Origin of the sequence: Klebsiella sp. WP3-W18-ESBL-02, from assembly GCF_014168815.1 — a bacterium.
Taxonomy (GTDB): domain Bacteria; phylum Pseudomonadota; class Gammaproteobacteria; order Enterobacterales; family Enterobacteriaceae; genus Kluyvera; species Kluyvera ascorbata_B.
Genome location: NZ_AP021972.1, coordinates 2,215,359 through 2,230,519 on the forward strand (window position 1 = coordinate 2,215,359; position 15,161 = coordinate 2,230,519).

The 15,161-nt window shown below is 57.4% G+C and carries 16 protein-coding genes; 14 read left to right on the forward strand and 2 right to left on the reverse strand.

What is annotated here, in order from left to right; all coding sequences use genetic code 11:
- Positions 1–66: 66 nt before the first annotated feature.
- Positions 67–678 carry a membrane-bound lytic murein transglycosylase EmtA gene (gene emtA, locus H7R56_RS10490; RefSeq protein WP_106927632.1) on the forward strand — a complete coding sequence of 204 codons (612 nt, stop codon included), beginning with the start codon at positions 67–69 and terminating at the stop codon, positions 676–678.
- Here emtA and ycgR read toward each other — a convergent pair whose 3' ends face one another.
- Complete coding sequence (gene ycgR / locus H7R56_RS10495) at positions 679–1,410, reverse strand: flagellar brake protein YcgR (protein ID WP_106927630.1); 732 nt, start codon at positions 1,408–1,410, stop codon at positions 679–681.
- A 269-nt stretch (positions 1,411–1,679) separates the two neighbouring features.
- Here ycgR and H7R56_RS10500 point away from each other — a divergent pair, with 269 nt between their 5' ends.
- The 3 genes from H7R56_RS10500 to H7R56_RS10510 all read left to right on the forward strand — a co-directional run bounded on the left by H7R56_RS10500 (position 1,680) and on the right by H7R56_RS10510 (position 5,290).
- Complete coding sequence (locus H7R56_RS10500) at positions 1,680–1,934, forward strand: GlsB/YeaQ/YmgE family stress response membrane protein (RefSeq protein WP_106927628.1); 255 nt, start codon at positions 1,680–1,682, stop codon at positions 1,932–1,934.
- 125 nt (positions 1,935–2,059) lie between these two features.
- Positions 2,060–3,085 carry an IS630 family transposase gene (locus H7R56_RS10505; protein ID WP_040118421.1) on the forward strand — a complete coding sequence of 342 codons (1,026 nt, stop codon included), beginning with the start codon at positions 2,060–2,062 and terminating at the stop codon, positions 3,083–3,085.
- Positions 3,086–3,181: 96 nt separating this feature from the next.
- Positions 3,182–5,290, forward strand: a complete 2,109-nt coding sequence (locus H7R56_RS10510; RefSeq protein WP_106930308.1) for a TonB-dependent siderophore receptor — start codon at positions 3,182–3,184, stop codon at positions 5,288–5,290.
- Positions 5,291–5,384: 94 nt separating this feature from the next.
- On the opposite strand, the gene hpaX is transcribed toward H7R56_RS10510, so the two are convergent.
- Entirely contained in the window at positions 5,385–6,770 is a 1,386-nt protein-coding gene (hpaX, locus tag H7R56_RS10515) for a 4-hydroxyphenylacetate permease (protein WP_106930306.1), read from the reverse strand.
- A gap of 256 nt (positions 6,771–7,026) precedes the next feature.
- Between hpaX and H7R56_RS10520 the strand changes: the two genes are divergently transcribed.
- From H7R56_RS10520 to H7R56_RS10565, 10 genes are all read left to right on the forward strand, one after another.
- Positions 7,027–7,500 (forward strand): MarR family winged helix-turn-helix transcriptional regulator, encoded by a 474-nt coding sequence (locus H7R56_RS10520; RefSeq protein WP_106930304.1) that lies wholly within the window; start codon positions 7,027–7,029, stop codon positions 7,498–7,500.
- A gap of 333 nt (positions 7,501–7,833) precedes the next feature.
- Entirely contained in the window at positions 7,834–8,958 is a 1,125-nt protein-coding gene (locus H7R56_RS10525; RefSeq protein WP_106930302.1) for an amidase, read from the forward strand.
- 99 nt (positions 8,959–9,057) lie between these two features.
- Entirely contained in the window at positions 9,058–10,185 is a 1,128-nt protein-coding gene (locus H7R56_RS10530) for an acyl-CoA dehydrogenase family protein (RefSeq protein ID WP_106930300.1), read from the forward strand.
- A gap of 21 nt (positions 10,186–10,206) precedes the next feature.
- Positions 10,207–10,566, forward strand: a complete 360-nt coding sequence (locus tag H7R56_RS10535) for an IacB protein (protein ID WP_106930298.1) — start codon at positions 10,207–10,209, stop codon at positions 10,564–10,566.
- An 11-nt stretch (positions 10,567–10,577) separates the two neighbouring features.
- A complete protein-coding gene (locus H7R56_RS10540) occupies positions 10,578–11,129 on the forward strand; it encodes a nuclear transport factor 2 family protein (RefSeq protein WP_106930296.1) in 552 nt (183 codons plus the stop codon).
- Positions 11,119–12,429, forward strand: a complete 1,311-nt coding sequence (locus H7R56_RS10545; RefSeq protein ID WP_106930294.1) for an aromatic ring-hydroxylating oxygenase subunit alpha — start codon at positions 11,119–11,121, stop codon at positions 12,427–12,429. The genes H7R56_RS10540 and H7R56_RS10545 overlap by 11 nt, the downstream gene beginning before the upstream one ends.
- Positions 12,430–12,912, forward strand: coding sequence for an aromatic-ring-hydroxylating dioxygenase subunit beta (locus tag H7R56_RS10550; protein ID WP_106930292.1), 483 nt, complete (start codon positions 12,430–12,432; stop codon positions 12,910–12,912). It abuts the gene before it with no gap.
- Between the two features lie 10 nt (positions 12,913–12,922).
- Entirely contained in the window at positions 12,923–13,657 is a 735-nt protein-coding gene (locus H7R56_RS10555; RefSeq protein WP_106930290.1) for an SDR family NAD(P)-dependent oxidoreductase, read from the forward strand.
- 11 nt (positions 13,658–13,668) lie between these two features.
- Positions 13,669–14,601: a PDR/VanB family oxidoreductase gene (locus tag H7R56_RS10560; RefSeq protein ID WP_106930288.1), complete on the forward strand. Its 933-nt coding sequence runs from the start codon at positions 13,669–13,671 to the stop codon at positions 14,599–14,601.
- A gap of 10 nt (positions 14,602–14,611) precedes the next feature.
- Positions 14,612–15,100 carry a flavin reductase gene (locus H7R56_RS10565; RefSeq protein ID WP_106930286.1) on the forward strand — a complete coding sequence of 163 codons (489 nt, stop codon included), beginning with the start codon at positions 14,612–14,614 and terminating at the stop codon, positions 15,098–15,100.
- Positions 15,101–15,161 lie beyond the last annotated feature (61 nt).

Sequence of the window (15,161 nt, forward strand, 5' to 3'; positions counted from 1 at the left end):
GTATCATGCCGCCTGAGCCCATGGTTGTCATTAACGGCAGCAAAGTTCAGCTAAAAGGATAGATGCGTGAAATTGAGATGGTTTGCTTTTTTAATTGTATTACTCGCCGGATGTAGCTCTAAATCGGATTACCGTAATCCACCCTGGAACCCCGAGGTGCCGGTGAAGCGAGCGATGCAGTGGATGCCAATTAGCGAGAAAGCCGGTGCGGCATGGGGCGTCAGCCCGCGTCTGATCACCGCGATTATCGCCGTGGAATCCGGCGGCAACCCAACGTTGGTCAGTAAATCCAATGCGGTAGGGCTGATGCAGCTTAAAGCGTCCACCTCCGGGCTGGATGTTTATCGTCATATGGGCTGGAGCGGCCAACCGTCGACCAGCGAGCTGAAAAATCCGGAGCGCAATATTTCCATGGGCGCGGCCTACTTGAGCATACTGGAACACGGTTCGCTGGCGGGAATTAACGACCCGGAAGTGATGCAATATGCGCTGGTGGTGTCTTACGCCAACGGCGCAGGTGCGCTGCTGCGCACCTTCTCATCGGACAGGAAAAAGGCGATTGCCGAAATTAACGAACTGGACAAGGATGAATTCTTTGACCACGTCGTGAAAAACCACCCGGCACCGCAGGCACCGCGTTATATCTGGAAGGTACAGAAAGCGATGGACGCCATGTAGTTAACGGACGTTGTTGGCCCGTTCGCGGGCCTCTCGCTCCAGTGAGAAAATAATCCGCTGGAGCGAGCGTTCGAGCACCGGGTTCATATGCAGAAAACGGAAGCTCAGACGCGGCGTCACGATGGTTTCATTTTTACTGTCCACCAGCTTGCGTTCACTGATCGCCAGCAGCTGCGCATCGCAGCGAAAACGTCCCCAGGGTCCCATATCCAGCTCGACTTCTTTCAGCGTCATCCCGGGCATCAGGCTTTCCGGCGGCGGTGCATCCAGCAGCGCGCCCATGCCACCAAGCGATAAATCGAACAAACGAAAACGCAGCGGACTTTTGTCCGGCAGCTTTGCGACGCCGTAGTAGGCGGGATACAGCGGCGCAGGGATGCGGAAAAACTCGCGCCGCTGAATAAACCACAGCGCGGGCGGTGTCGGCATGCTGAAGGCCGGCAGCCCCTGATAGTTTTCCACCTGCATTTGCGCGACGGTGAATTCTATTTTCGCACCGTTGGTTTCGGCCACCATGCTGAGATTTCTTGCCGTTCTGGCGGCATCGTTGTCTTCTTCACTGCTGCCAAAATCAATCACCAGCCGGTTCTGGCTGGCATCAAGAATACGGCTGATAAACTGGCGCGAAGACCAGCTCACGCGCAGCGCGGCATTAGCTTGCTGAAGATCGCGCAGAATATTTAATACGGCTAATGGATTTTGTTTAAGAAACTGTGCGTTATGCTCACTCACCTGAAATGGCTCCTGAAGGGCAGGCTCTTAAAGGGGTATCGGCGGCGGTAAACAGAACTTCAGCCTCTAAATGAAAATATTTAACATCTCAACAGATTTGCGCGGTACCGCGGGCCGAAGACAGTGACTACGTCAATTTTCGTATCCGTACGCATAAAATATCATCGCCCGGCCAGGTTTTTTAAGAACAATTACCTATACTTGAAACATTAGCGGCGCAGAATGTCGGCGCTTTTATGGCTGTTAATGGAAACAGGAGAGGTGGGAAAATGGGTATTATTACCTGGATTATTTTTGGTCTGATTGCCGGTGTTATTGCCAAACTGATTATGCCGGGGCGTGATGGGGGTGGCTTTATCCTCACCTGTATCCTTGGGATCGTTGGTGCGGTTGTGGGCGGCTGGTTGGCGACCACATTCGGTATCGGTGGTAGCGTGACTGGCTTTAACCTGCACAGCTTCCTGGTTGCCGTGGTTGGCGCCATCGTTGTGCTGGCGGTATTCCGCCTGATTCGCCGCGAATAATGTCCCCGACGGCCCCGCAAGGGGCCGTTTCTTGCTGGCGTAAAAATCCAATCCAAATCACATTTCTATACCCGTGATCATTGAAGACGCTTGATTTTTCAGCAACAGGAGATCATGCTGTCCCCATGAAAATCTTTATCACTGACCAACAAAAAGCTGAACTTGAGCGTCTTCATGACTCCAGTCGTGATAAGCGCGTTTGCGATCGCATTAAAGCCATTCTTCTGGCCTCCGAGGGCTGGAGTTCGGCCATGATCGCTCAGGCTTTACGCCTGCATCAGACTACTGTTGACCACCATATCAGCGAGTTTCTGAACAAAGGCAAGCTGAAGCCCGAAAATGGCGGCTCAGACAGCAAACTCAGCGCTGAACAAACGGCTTTTTTAATCAGCCACTTATCCGACAATTTATTTTACCATACCCGTGATATTGTCGCGTTTGTCGCGCGGACATGGAACATCGTTTTCAGCATTCCGGGAATGAATAAGTGGCTGCACCGGAACGGCTTCACCTATAAAAAACCGTCAGGCGTCCCGCATAAATTCAGTGAAGAGAAACAAAAGCAATTCATTGAATATTATGAGGAACTCAAAGCCACCGCAGGTGATGAACCGGTTCTTTTTATTGATGCTGTCCATCCGACTCAGGCCACCAAAATAGGTTATGGCTGGATACGTAAAGGCCAGAGAAAAGCGGTAAAAACAACAGGTAGTCGTACACGGCTGAATATCATGGGGGCGCTGAATCTGAAGGCCCCGGAACATCCGCTAATCTGCGAATATAAAACGGTTAATGAATACAACGTATCTCGTTTTTTCAATGAGATACGTAAAATTTATCCAGATTATCAGCAGAAAGTTCATGTTATTCTGGATGGTGCTGGTTATCACCGTTCACAGTTAGTGAAAGACTGGGCGGAGGTGGTAAATATAAAACTTCATTACCTCCCGCCGTACAGCCCGAACCTGAATCCGATAGAACGAATGTGGAAGTTAATGAACGAACATGCCCGGAATAACCGCTACTTCAGCAACAGCAGGGAGTTCAGGGATGCAATATCTGAATTTTTCAGCCATACGTTACCGGGGATAGCGGGTTTTCTGACGTCCCGAATTAACGATCATTTTCAGGTGCTCAAACCTGCATCTTGAGGTTTATTGGGTATAAATCCCTTCTTATTTTAGTGTTGAATATCAAATGCGGATGATAATAATTATCGTTATTTGTTTTGTTTGGACATAACGATAATGAATCACGCCGTTTTTCGTCTCTGCGCGCTTTCTGGAATGATCGCGCTCGCCCTTGCGCCGCAGGCCTATGCTGATAAAAATGAAACCACGATGGTGGTCACCGCTTCCGGCGAGGGGAGCGACCTGCCTGGCTGGACCAACAGCGCCACCAAATCGGCGGTTGCGGAAAGTAAAACGCCGCAGGTGATCAACACCCTCAGCCAGCATGAAATAAGCCTGCGCCACGCCACTTCGCTGAATGAGATTTTGCGTTATGCTCCCGGCGTCGCGACCGAGTCACGCGGCAGCACGACCTATATGAGCGAATACAAGATTCGCGGCTTCAACGTCGATAACGAATTCTATAACGGACTCCAGTTGCCCTATAACGTCACGGGGAATACCAAAGCACGGATTGACCCGCTGTTGGTTGACAGCGTCGACATCCTTAAAGGGCCATCCTCTGTGCTTTACGGCAGCGGTTCGCCAGGCGGGCTGGTGAACATACAGGGGAAAAAGCCGCAGACCACGCCGCGCACGGAAGTGGGTTTCAATACCGGTACTCGCAACCTTAAAGAGGGTTATCTGGACTCGACCGGCCGTCTTGCTGACAGCGACTGGAGCTATCGCCTGCTGGGCAAAGCGACCGAGGGTGACGACCAGGCGCACACCACTCGCTATGAAGATTATCTGCTGGCCCCCAGCGTGACCTGGCAACCGAGCGATAAAACCCGCCTGACGCTGGATGCGCTGGCGCAAAATACGCCGAGCCTGACGCCATCTAACCCGATGCCGCTGTCCTATTTACGCTCCAGCTACGCCAATAAACGCGATTTTGCCGGCGACGATTGGAACGGCTTCAAACAGCGCCAGTGGATGGTGGGCTACAGCTTTGAACACCAGTTTGATAGCGGCTGGGGAATCGCGCAGAAGGCGCGTTACTTTGATATCGACAGTCATCAGCAGAGCGTCTATTCCACCGGGAATACCGGGAATCCGGTTTATGAGCTGAACCGCTTTGCCTATACCACGGACGAAGATCTGCACAGCTTCAATATCGATAACCAGGTGACGCGGACGCTGACGCTTGGCGACTGGCAGCACCACCTGCTGGCCGGATTTGATTATCAGAAGCTGAATTCGCATTATCACTATCGCTATGCATCGACCACTCCGGGTATCGATATGCGTACCCCGGATTTTGGTCAGGTGAATGAATCGGCGCTGGGGCTTTATACCGCGCAGAAAAATCGCCTTTCGTACAACCAAAAGGGCTACTACCTGCAGGATCAGATGGCCTGGGGCGGTCTGAATATTCTCGCCAGCCTGCGCTATGACGACTACCAGTCTGCGACTACCGACTATCTGAATAACGATGGGAAAGCGTGGATCTCCCAGGATCGGGTCACCAAGCGTCTGGGGATGCTGTATGCGTTTGACAACGGGCTGTCGCCCTTTATCAGCTACTCAGAGGGCTTCAAACCGGTATCACCGGCCAACGGTCTGACGGCTGAACAGGTGAAACCGACCACCAGCAAGCAGGTGGAGGGCGGCGTGAAATACCTGCTGGCAGACTATGCCACAACCTTTACCGCGTCGGTGTTTAACATCCGGCAGAAAAATGTACTGAGCGCAGACCCGAGCTGGGTGTACCGCCAGACCGGAGAAATTGAATCCAAAGGGGCCGAACTGTCGGTTATCAGTCGTCCATCCGACAATATTAACCTGATCGCCAACTACGCTTACACCCACGCCATCAACACCGAGGATGAGACCTACCCAGGCAAACGTCCGACGCAGGTGCCGGAAAATGCCTTCAACCTGTGGGGGGACTATACCTTCGACCAGAGCCTGGTTCGTGGGCTGACGATCGGCGCAGGGGCGCGTTATACCGGGCCGATGGAAATCTCTCCGGATAACAAGGCCGGTAAATTGGGCGGAACAACGCAGTACGATATGTCGCTGTCATACGATATGTCTGCGGTGGACAGCAGCCTGGCAGGCCTGATGCTGAAAGCCAGCGCGCAGAACCTCACCAACAAAGAAACGCTGACCTGCTATGACAGCACTAACTGCTGGATTGGCCGCGATCGTACGGTGCAGGTGGGCGCAAGCTACGCCTTCTGATCGTGAACGTTGTAGGCCGGATAAGCGCAGCGCCATCCGGCAGCCTGCGCGCTTTTGCCGGATGGCGGCGTAAACGCCTTATCCGGCCTACTTTTTATGCTGCGGTTACGCCGACGCCCGCCGTCTGGCGTGGGGCCGCCTTCATCGGGATAAAGGCGACAATGACGGCGCCCAGTACCAGGAAGGCGGCAACCATGTAGATTCCGGCATTAAAGCTGCCGGTCACGTCTTTCATTATGCCCATCAGCAGCGGCCCCAGCGCAGCGCCGGTCATGCCGGTGCCGTTAATCACTGCGATGCCGAGTGCCCTGGCGCGCAGCGACAGCGCGCGGTCCGGCGTCGTCCAGAAGATAACCATTGCCGCAAAGGCTCCCATCGAGGCCATGACGATCCCGGTAAACTGCCAGTACGGATGGACGCTGGTGGCGGTAAGCACCCAGCCGGCCGCAGCAAACAGATACGGCAGCAGCGTATGCAGCTTCCGTTCGTTGCGGCGATCGGAACGTTTGCTCCACCAGATCATGCCGACAATGGTGCAGACCTGAGGAATGGCGCTCAGCAGGCCGATGGTGACGTTGCTGCTCTCTGCGTTAAAGCTGCGCAGAATCAGCGGCGTCCAGACGCTGAGGGCGCTGAGTGTATTGGTCAGGCAGAAGTAGGCCAGCGTGTAGAGAATAATGGTTGGCGTTAGCAGCTCGCGCAGCACACTTTTTTGCCCGACAGAGGCCGCCTGGATGGCGCTTTGGGTTTGCAGCGCGTTAAGCCGGTCGGCTTCAAGCATCTCGTGCAGGCAGGCCTTATCGTCGTCGGTCAGCCATTTCGCCTTCGCCGGGCTGTCGTCAAGCCAGAACCAGACCACCAGACCAAGCAGAACGGACGGGAAGCCCTCAAGCAGAAACAACCACTGCCAGCCTTTCAGATTGAGCAGGCCGTCCATATTGAGAATGTACCCGGACGCCAGCGAACCGAGTGCCATGGTGACCGGCATGGCAATCATAAACAGCGCATTGGCGCGGGCACGATAATGGGCAGGGAACCAATAGGTCAGGTAATACAGCAGGCCGGGCAAAAACCCGGCTTCGGCGATCCCCACCAGCATTCGTAGCGCGTACAGGCTGTTAGGCCCGGTCGCGAACAGCGTGGCGGTGGAGGCAATCCCCCAGATAATCATCAGGATGGCTATCCAGCGGCGCGCGCCGACGATCGTCAGCATGACGTTACTCGGGATTCCGCATACCACGTACATCACATAAAACAGCGTGGTGGCCAGCCCGAACATTGTGCTGGTTAACCCCAGGTCTTTGCCCATGGTCAGCCCGGCAAAACCGATGTTAATACGGTCGAGATAGGAAAAGACAAACAGCACGAACAAAAACACGATCAGGCGGCGGAACAACTTATTGATAACCGCCTGCTGCCGCGCGTTGAACGGCGATGACGCAGAAGACGGTGTCGGTTCCAGAGAAGGGCTATCGTTCATGAAAAGCTCCACATTGTGATTATGATTATGGGTCGTACAGGCTGGCTAACGTATAGAGAACGCGCGCCGGAAGTGTCAATTTTGTGTGTGATAAATGATACGTAATTGTTATGTGTGTGGCATTTGTGAATCATAATGCGATCTCTGTCGCGTCAATATTCATCAAGGGGAGGCCCACGGCGCAACCGCGCTGGGACGGGCGGAAAGACACAGGGTATAATCGAAAAATCTGCGACATGTTGGGGTAAGGAAACGCATGAGTAATCTAAAAAAAACAGCGGGCGAGGGCGCGACGGGCGCCGCGTTTCATCGTGAAGAGTTTCCGTTCTACTGGATTGTTAACGTGTACGCCCGTTACACCCAAACCGTGGAACTGGCCCTGAAGAAGGTTGCGCTGGACGTCTCGCGCTTTCGTGTGCTGATGATCACGCACCAGTACGGCCAGGCGAGCATCTCGCAAATCGCCGAATACGCGCTGGCTAAAATGCCCACGGTGACCAAAATTGTCGGCCGCCTGCGCGATGACGGCCTGGTGGTTACCGCCAGCAGCCCCAGCGATGCGCGGGTAACGATGGTGATGCTAACCGAAGCCGGTCAGCAGAAAGTGGCGGAAGCTATGCCGCTGGTGGGTAAAATATTCGATAAAGGTTTTAAGGGCATGAGCCCTGGACAGGTGGAGAAAATGAACCAGTCACTGGCGAAAGTGCTGGATAATCTTAACGAACTCTGACCCTTCCTCCTCGCGATCGCAAAACTGTGACTTGCGTAGAAAATATCTATAACCAACTGTAAATAAACAATATTTACACACTGCCGTCGCGATCGCTTCGTGACGGCAGCGCCCGCCCTAATGCCCAATATTGCTTTATATTTCATCAAACTGCATAAGTAACCCTTATTATTAAAAGGTTAATGCATTGTTATTTCATAGTAAAAATAACGTGAAATATTACTTGAATATTCATCTAAATGTTCCATAGTGAAAACACGCTTATCAGGATAAAAAAACCGCAATGACGGCGTGCCTGAATATGATTCATTTTTTCTGGTCAAGGTGTCAATGATGCAGCCAGTTTGTGAGAGCAAGGGTTTTGTCGAACGTTTTACCCTCGGTAAAGGCGATCTGCGCTTTGCCGTGAAAGATACGCTGGACGTTGCGGGGCACCGCACCCAGGCCGGTTGCCCGGCGTTGGCCCACGCGCCCGTCGCCCGGCAGCACGCCAGAGTGGTGGACATGCTGTTGCGCAGCGGCTGCGTGTTAGATGGAAAAACCGCGCTACACGAGCTGGCGTTCGGCGTGACCGGCATTAACCCCTGGGGCGGTACGCCGCTGAATCCCCATTTCCCCGCGCTGATTCCCGGCGGTTCGTCCAGCGGCTCGGCGGCGGTTGTCGCCGCCGGTGAGGTGGATTTTGCCCTCGGTACCGACACCGGCGGATCGGTACGGATGCCCGCCGCCTGCTGCGGGGTGCTCGGGCTGAAGCCCGGTTACGGCGTGTTGAGCCGTCAGGGGGGGATGCCCGCCGAGAGCTCGCTGGACTGCGTGGGCCTTTTTGCCCGTGAAGCGGACGTGCTGCGCCAGGCGCTGAATCGTCTTAACGTCACCGTTGGCGCGCCGCTGACCGCGTTACCCGACATCGCCTTTATCGCCGCCGCGCAGCCGGACATTGACGGCGAACTGCTTGCCGGTCTTTGCCGGCTGGCGGTCCACCCGCGCAGCGCCGAACTGACGCTGCTCGACGATGCTCATCGCGCCGGGCTGACCCTGATTAACCACGAGAACTGGCGCGCGCTCGGCCCGCTGCTGGCAAGCGGTCAGGTTTCTGCCGATGTTGCCAGCCGGATCCGCGCGGGGGAATCGGTCAGCGCACAGGCGTTGCAGGATGCGGAAACTGTCCGCCAGCGCTTTCGCGCGGAAGTGGATGCGCGGTTGGCCGAAACGCCGCTGCTGGCGCTGGCGACGCTGCCAGAACTGCCGCCCACGCTTGCCGAAGCCCACGATCCGCTGAGCGTGGTGAATCTTACCCGCTTAGTTCGTCCGTTTAATCTCAGCGGTCACCCGGCGTTGACGCTGCCTATGGGCGCGTTGCGCGACCGTCCAATCGCCCTACAGCTGGTCGCTCGTAAAGGCGACGAGGGGCTGCTGGTACAGGCCGCCGAGTGGCTGATGGCCCGACGACGTCACTAATCACTACCCTGTTTTGCTATCCCTGATGACTCAGTGAGTTCGACTCATTGCGGCTGCGTTCGTCCTGCGAACGGCCGCGACTACTATCCGGAGAACGCTATGTCTGCCGTCCACGTCCATGAAACGCTGGCCCCGCTGCTGAGCGAAGTTGCTTCCCGCAGCGCCGATTTTGAGCATCAACGTCATATTTCTGACGACATCATTGCCCGCTTCAAACAGGTGGGCGTTTACCGGGCGCTGGTGCCGAAAATCTACGGCGGCGACGAATGCACGCCCGCGCAGTTTTGTGAATTGATTGAACAGATAGCCACCGCCGACGGCTCGGCGGGCTGGGTAGCCAGTTTCGGTATGAGCCCGTTCTACCTTGGCGCACTGCCGGTGGAAACGTTGCAGGAACTCTATCGCGATGGCCCGGACGTGGTCTTCGCGGGCGGCATTTTTCCGACGCAGAAAGCGCGTCAGGCCGACGGCGGTTACCGGGTCAGCGGACGCTGGAGTTTTGCCAGCGGCAGTATGGGGGCGTCGGTGCTGGGAGTGGGGATTCTGCCGGACGGCGAACAGCCTCTGCCGCGCATGGCGGTGCTGCCGCGCGCCAGCGTCCAGATAGACCCGGTGTGGGATACCGTCGGCCTCGCCGGAACCGGCAGTCACGACCTGCTGGTTGACGACGCGTTTGTTCCGGACGCGTGGACCTTTATTCGCGGCGGCACGCTGAATCTGGAAGGGCCGCTGTACCGCTACCCGGTGCTGTCGCTGGCGACGCAGGTGCTCTCCGTTGTGTCGCTCGGCGTGGCCCGCGCCGCGCTTAATGAAATTTATGCCATCGCCCATCGCCAGCAGTCGGTGACCGGTGCGCCGCGTCTGGCCGACCGCCCGCAGGCGCAGATGCAGATTGCCCGCTGTGAAGCCGATCTGCGCGCTGCTCGCGCCTGGTTTTATGACGCCATTGATGATGTCTGGCAACGCCTGCTCGCCGGGGACGATCCCAGCTGCGAACAGGTCAACGCGCTACGGCTTTCTTCCACCCACGTGACGCGCGTTGCGGCCGACGTGGCGCGCCAGGCGCTGGCACTCAACGGAATGGGCGGGGTCGCCATGACCAGCCCGCTACAGCGCTACGTCCGCGACACGATGGTGATTACCCAACATGCCTTTATGGGCGACCTCTCGTATCTCAATGCGGGCACGGTCTTTTTCGGCGGTAAACCGCTGCCGGGTTACCTGTGATTGTTAATTAAGGAGCAACAAATGAGCCAATCCAACAAATTACGCGTGCTGTTTTGTATCGGCGTAAACCAGAACTTCTTTGACGCCAGCGCGGCAGAAGCCAAGCAGGTATGGGCCGCCTTCGGCGTGATGATGAAAGGGATGGAAGAGACGCCGGGAATTTCGGTTATCGGCAATATGGATGACGACCAACTGATGGTTGGCCCGTCAACGACCGCCCCGTGGACAACCTATGTGCTGGCCGATGCGCAGGCGCTGGAGAACGTCGCTGCGGTCTGCAATTTGTTCCGCACGACGCCGGTGGGCGACAGCGGCAGCAAGCTGTGGAAGTACTGCAAAATTGAAGCCCGCGTCGGGCGCGAACTGATCATTCAGGGTTAACGGAGCGCGTGATGACTTCTCAGGATGCGCTGCGCCTACAGCAGCTCGAAGATCAGCAGGCCGCGCGGGTGTGCATTAGCCAGTATATGCATCTTTGCGATCGGCTGGATGATGCCGACACCGTTCACGCTATTGGCGCACTGTTCAGCGTTGACGCCTGCTGGGAAGGCGTTGGCGAACCTTACGCCGCCCGCCTGGGGCGTCATCAGGGGCGCGAAGCCATCGTCGGCATGATGGCGGGCTATGTCCGTCAGCCAGCACATTTCGCCATGAATGCACATTTCCTGTGCTCCGAGGCGCTCAGCATCACGGCCAGCGGCGATTTGCACGGCCGCTGGCTGATGCTGCAGACCTCAGCCTTTAACGCCGGCGGGGCGCACCTTAACGCCGCCGAGCTGAACGTCACCTTTCGGCGCGAGGCGGGGGAGATGGTGATGCGTCATTTTACCACCCGCAACCTGTTTAGCCGCCCCGTAACGCACTGGCACGCCGAAGATTTACTCCCCGTGCCGGATCAACATCAGACCGTCGCAGACGTGCAGGAGAATGGACATGCAGTGTGACCACCTCATTAAGGTAAAAAATATCGATGCCGCCGCACCCGCCGCGCCGAGTCGTGAACAGATTGCCGCGCTGGTCCAGCATGACCGCGTGCATACCTCGCTGTATAACTCGGAAACGCTGTTCGGCCTGGAGCTGGACCGCATTTTCAGCAAAACCTGGGTCTGGGTCGCGCATGCCAGCGAAATCCCGGAGACGGGCAGCTTTAAGACCACTGAAATCGGCACGCAGCCGGTGATCGTGGTTCGCGACCGCAAAGGCAACGTGCACACGTTGCTTAACCGCTGCCGCCATCGTGCGGCCACCGTCTGCGAGCATCGCAGCGGTAAAACGAACAGCTTCGTTTGCCCCTACCACGGTTGGGGCTACGCGCTCGATGGCAGCCTGCGCGGCGTACCGCATCCGGAAAGCTATGCCGACCAGCTAGAAAAAGGCGCGCTAGGGCTGGTTTCGCTGCGCACCGAACAGTATGCCGGCATGATTTTCGCCACTTTTAACGAGCATATCGAACCGCTGGACGATTTCCTCGGCGCGGCGAAAAAGTGGATGGACCTGTTTATGAAGCAGGGCGCGGGCTTCCCGATCAAAACCGGCCCCGCGCACCGTTTCCGCTTTCCCGGTAACTGGAAAATTCAGCTGGAAAATACCACCGACGGCTATCACTTCCCGGTGGTTCATCGCTCATTTTTAAGCTCGGTCGATAAGCAGACCGAAGAGATGCTCAACTTTGTTGATGGCAGCGGCTACGTCGAAGATCTCGGTAACGGCCACAGCGTGATGGTGATGATCCCGGAGCTGGTGGATCTGGAGGCCAATCTGGATGCGCCGATTCCGGAGCGCTTTGTTGAGTTAGCCGATGCGCTGCGAGCTGAATATGACGAGACGCAGGTCAGGCGCATCGTACGCGCGGTCGGTGGCTCCGGTTTCAACCTCAATATTTTCCCTAACATTGCCTGTTCAATGGCCTTTTTCCGCGTCCTGCAGCCGGTATCGGTGAACGAAACCGAAATTCACCACGCGGTGATCACCATGGACGGTGGACCGGAAATGGCCAACCAGGCGCGGCTGCGCCTGCACGAGCACTTCCAGGGGCCGATGGGCTTCGGCACACCGGATGACTCTGAGGCCTGGGAGCGCGTGCAGCGCGGGGCCACCGCCGGTGACGATCTGTGGATCATGCTGAACCGTGGCCTGGCCGGTGAGTACCGCACTGACGACGGCCTGCGTAGCGACGTCAGCGCCGAAACCGGCATGCGTGCGGCCTATCAGCAGTGGAAAAAATTAATGACGGAGAACGCGTAGATGACAACCGAGGAGTCCGTACTGTTTAACGCCATCGCACTGATCAATCTGGAAGGCGATCTTCTCGATCAGGGGGAATTCGACGGCTGGCTGGATCTCTGGCTACCGGAAGGCCTTTACGTGGTGCCGATCGATCCGCAGGAGACTGATTTTAAAAACACGCTCAATTACGCCTGCGATGACCATGATATGCGCGCCCGGCGAGTGAAGCGCTTGTACAGCGGCGAGTCGATTTCAACGACCCCACGTGCGCGCACGCTGCGCACGCTATCGCGTTTCCGTCTGCTGGAGGCGGGAGAACATCAGGTGGTGGTACGCGGCGCGCAGTCGCTGTGGGAGCACCGTAAAGGGCACAGCCGCCACTATGCGGCCGATATCACCTGGCATCTGGTGCCGCAGGCGCAGGGATGGCGCATTCAGCAGAAGGTGATTCGCCTGGTCAACAGCGACGATGTGCTGCACAGCATCGGCTACATCCTGTGAGGAACCGTCCATGATGCAAACCGTATTAGTCACCGGCGCAGCCGCCGGTCTGGGCAATGTGATTGCTGGCCACCTGCTGGAGCAGGGGTTCCAGGTGGTATTGACTGACGTCGACGCGGCCCGTGCGCAGGCGGCGGCAGAAACGCTCGACAGCGACCGTGTGCTGGCGATGGGGTTGGATATTTGTCGACCGGATGATTTTACTCGTGCGCTGAGCGCTACCGAGGCGCGGTTCGGCAGCCTTCAGGTGCTGGTGAACAATGCTGCACTGACGCTGGCAACCCCGGTCATGGACATCACGGTAGACGAATTTGACCGGGTGATGACCACCAACCTGCGCGGGACTTTCGTCGGCTGTCAGACGATGGGGCGCTACTTTGCCCGTCGTGGCTATGGCCGGATTATCAACCTGGCGTCGCTGGCCGGGCAGAACGGCGGCACCGCTTCCGGGGCGCACTACGCGGCGTCGAAAGGCGGCATCCTGACGCTGACCAAAATTTTCGCCCGTGAGCTGGCCAAATCTGGCGTCACCGTTAACGCCATCGCGCCAGGGCCGATTGATTCACCGGCAGTTCACGCGCTGGTACCGGAAGAAAAGCTGGCAGGGCTGCTGCAAATGATCCCGGTCGGTGCGCTCGGCGAGGCGGAGTTTGTCGCCCGCGCGGTTGCGCTATTGGCAGACCAACAGGCGTCGTTTGTCACCGGGGCAACCTGGGACATTAACGGCGGGCTGTTTATGCGTTAAGGGGGAACGTCATGCTGACATTACAGATTGTTCACCGTGAGCTGCACGGCGAGGTTGTGCTCTTGACGCTGGCTCACCCGGATGGCCGGACGTTACCGGCGTTCAGTGCCGGGGCGCATATCGATGTGCATTTGAGTGACGAACTGGTGCGCCCCTATTCGCTGTGCGGCGATCCGCAGCAGCGCAATTGCTACCAGCTTGGCATATTGAAAGACCGCCAATCGCAGGGTGGGTCGCTGGCGGCGCACGCCTTGCGCGAAGGGGATGACATCCGGGTGAGCGAGCCGCGTAATCTGTTCGCCCTGGATGCGCAGGCCACACATAGCCTGTTGATTGGTGGCGGTATCGGTATTACGCCGATGCTGGCAATGGCGGAGGAGTTACGTGCCGCCGGGCGCTCATTCAGCCTGCACTACTGCGCCAAATCGCGCGCAGAGGCGGCGTTTGCCGCACATCTGGAGGCAGCGGCCTATGCGCCGCAGGTTCACATGCATTTCAGCGACGAGCAGCGAATTCACCTCGATGCGGTTTTGTGCGACGTGCCTGAGGGGACGCACGTTTACGTCTGCGGCCCCGCGCGGCTGATGGATGCCGTGAGCGAACGGGCGGCGGCGCTGGGCTATGCACCGGATCGGGTTCATCAGGAGTGCTTCAGCGCTGAGGTCAACAGCGGCGGCCAGCCGTTTGAGGTCGTGGCCGCCGCCAGCGGTATGACCGTGCAGGTGGCGAGCCATCAAACCATCGTCGAGGCGCTGGCGTTGGCGGGGCTGAAGGTGTGCGTTTCCTGTAAGCAGGGGATTTGCGGCAGCTGCCTGACGGACGTGCTGGAAGGCGAACCGGACCACCGTGACCACTATCTGACCGACGACGAAAAGGCCGACGGCGACCAGATTTTACTGTGCTGTTCCCGCGCTAAAAGCGCCCGTCTGATTATCGATCTTTGAGGATCTCGCTATGTCTCTGCAAATCGAATTTCGTAACGCCATGGCGCAGCTCGGCAGCGCGGTATCGGTGATTACCACCGATGGCCCGGCGGGCAAGTTTGGCTTTACCGCCTCTGCTGTGTGCAGCGTCACCGACCAGCCGCCGACTTTGCTGGTCTGTATGAATCGTCACTCGTTTGCTCACGCGCACTTTAAGCGCAACGGCGCGCTGTGCGTCAACGTGCTCTCCAGCGAACACCAGACGCTGTCCGGCATTTTTGCCAACGCCAGCCTGCGTTCCGAGGAGCGTTTCTGCCATGACAGCTGGCAGGTGTTAGCCAGCGGCGCACCGGTGCTCCGTTCGGCGGTCGCCAGCTTCGACTGCCTGATTGATGACTGCCATGAAGTCGGCAGCCATTCGGTCTTTTACTGTCGGGTCCAGGCGATTCGCTGCAGCGAGCAGCCGCGCGGGCTGGTCTATTTTAACCGTCGCTATCACGCGGTCGGACACGAGGCATAACGTCAAGAGGGGGAACGCCGGATGAGTAATGTCGTTTCTGCAACTGCGCTCACGACCGCTG

What these genes read in the sequence shown, in the direction of transcription:
- H7R56_RS10500 (WP_106927628.1), top strand. Translation starts at nt 1,680, where the DNA reads ATGGGTATTATTACCTGGATTATTTTTGGTCTGATTGCCGGTGTTATT.
- H7R56_RS10505 (WP_040118421.1), top strand. Translation starts at nt 2,060, where the DNA reads ATGAAAATCTTTATCACTGACCAACAAAAAGCTGAACTTGAGCGTCTT.
- H7R56_RS10510 (WP_106930308.1), top strand. Translation starts at nt 3,182, where the DNA reads ATGAATCACGCCGTTTTTCGTCTCTGCGCGCTTTCTGGAATGATCGCG.
- hpaX (WP_106930306.1), bottom strand. Translation starts at nt 6,770, where the DNA reads ATGAACGATAGCCCTTCTCTGGAACCGACACCGTCTTCTGCGTCATCG.
- H7R56_RS10520 (WP_106930304.1), top strand. Translation starts at nt 7,027, where the DNA reads ATGAGTAATCTAAAAAAAACAGCGGGCGAGGGCGCGACGGGCGCCGCG.
- H7R56_RS10525 (WP_106930302.1), top strand. Translation starts at nt 7,834, where the DNA reads ATGCAGCCAGTTTGTGAGAGCAAGGGTTTTGTCGAACGTTTTACCCTC.
- H7R56_RS10530 (WP_106930300.1), top strand. Translation starts at nt 9,058, where the DNA reads ATGTCTGCCGTCCACGTCCATGAAACGCTGGCCCCGCTGCTGAGCGAA.
- H7R56_RS10535 (WP_106930298.1), top strand. Translation starts at nt 10,207, where the DNA reads ATGAGCCAATCCAACAAATTACGCGTGCTGTTTTGTATCGGCGTAAAC.
- H7R56_RS10540 (WP_106930296.1), top strand. Translation starts at nt 10,578, where the DNA reads ATGACTTCTCAGGATGCGCTGCGCCTACAGCAGCTCGAAGATCAGCAG.
- H7R56_RS10545 (WP_106930294.1), top strand. Translation starts at nt 11,119, where the DNA reads ATGCAGTGTGACCACCTCATTAAGGTAAAAAATATCGATGCCGCCGCA.
- H7R56_RS10550 (WP_106930292.1), top strand. Translation starts at nt 12,430, where the DNA reads ATGACAACCGAGGAGTCCGTACTGTTTAACGCCATCGCACTGATCAAT.
- H7R56_RS10555 (WP_106930290.1), top strand. Translation starts at nt 12,923, where the DNA reads ATGATGCAAACCGTATTAGTCACCGGCGCAGCCGCCGGTCTGGGCAAT.
- H7R56_RS10560 (WP_106930288.1), top strand. Translation starts at nt 13,669, where the DNA reads ATGCTGACATTACAGATTGTTCACCGTGAGCTGCACGGCGAGGTTGTG.
- H7R56_RS10565 (WP_106930286.1), top strand. Translation starts at nt 14,612, where the DNA reads ATGTCTCTGCAAATCGAATTTCGTAACGCCATGGCGCAGCTCGGCAGC.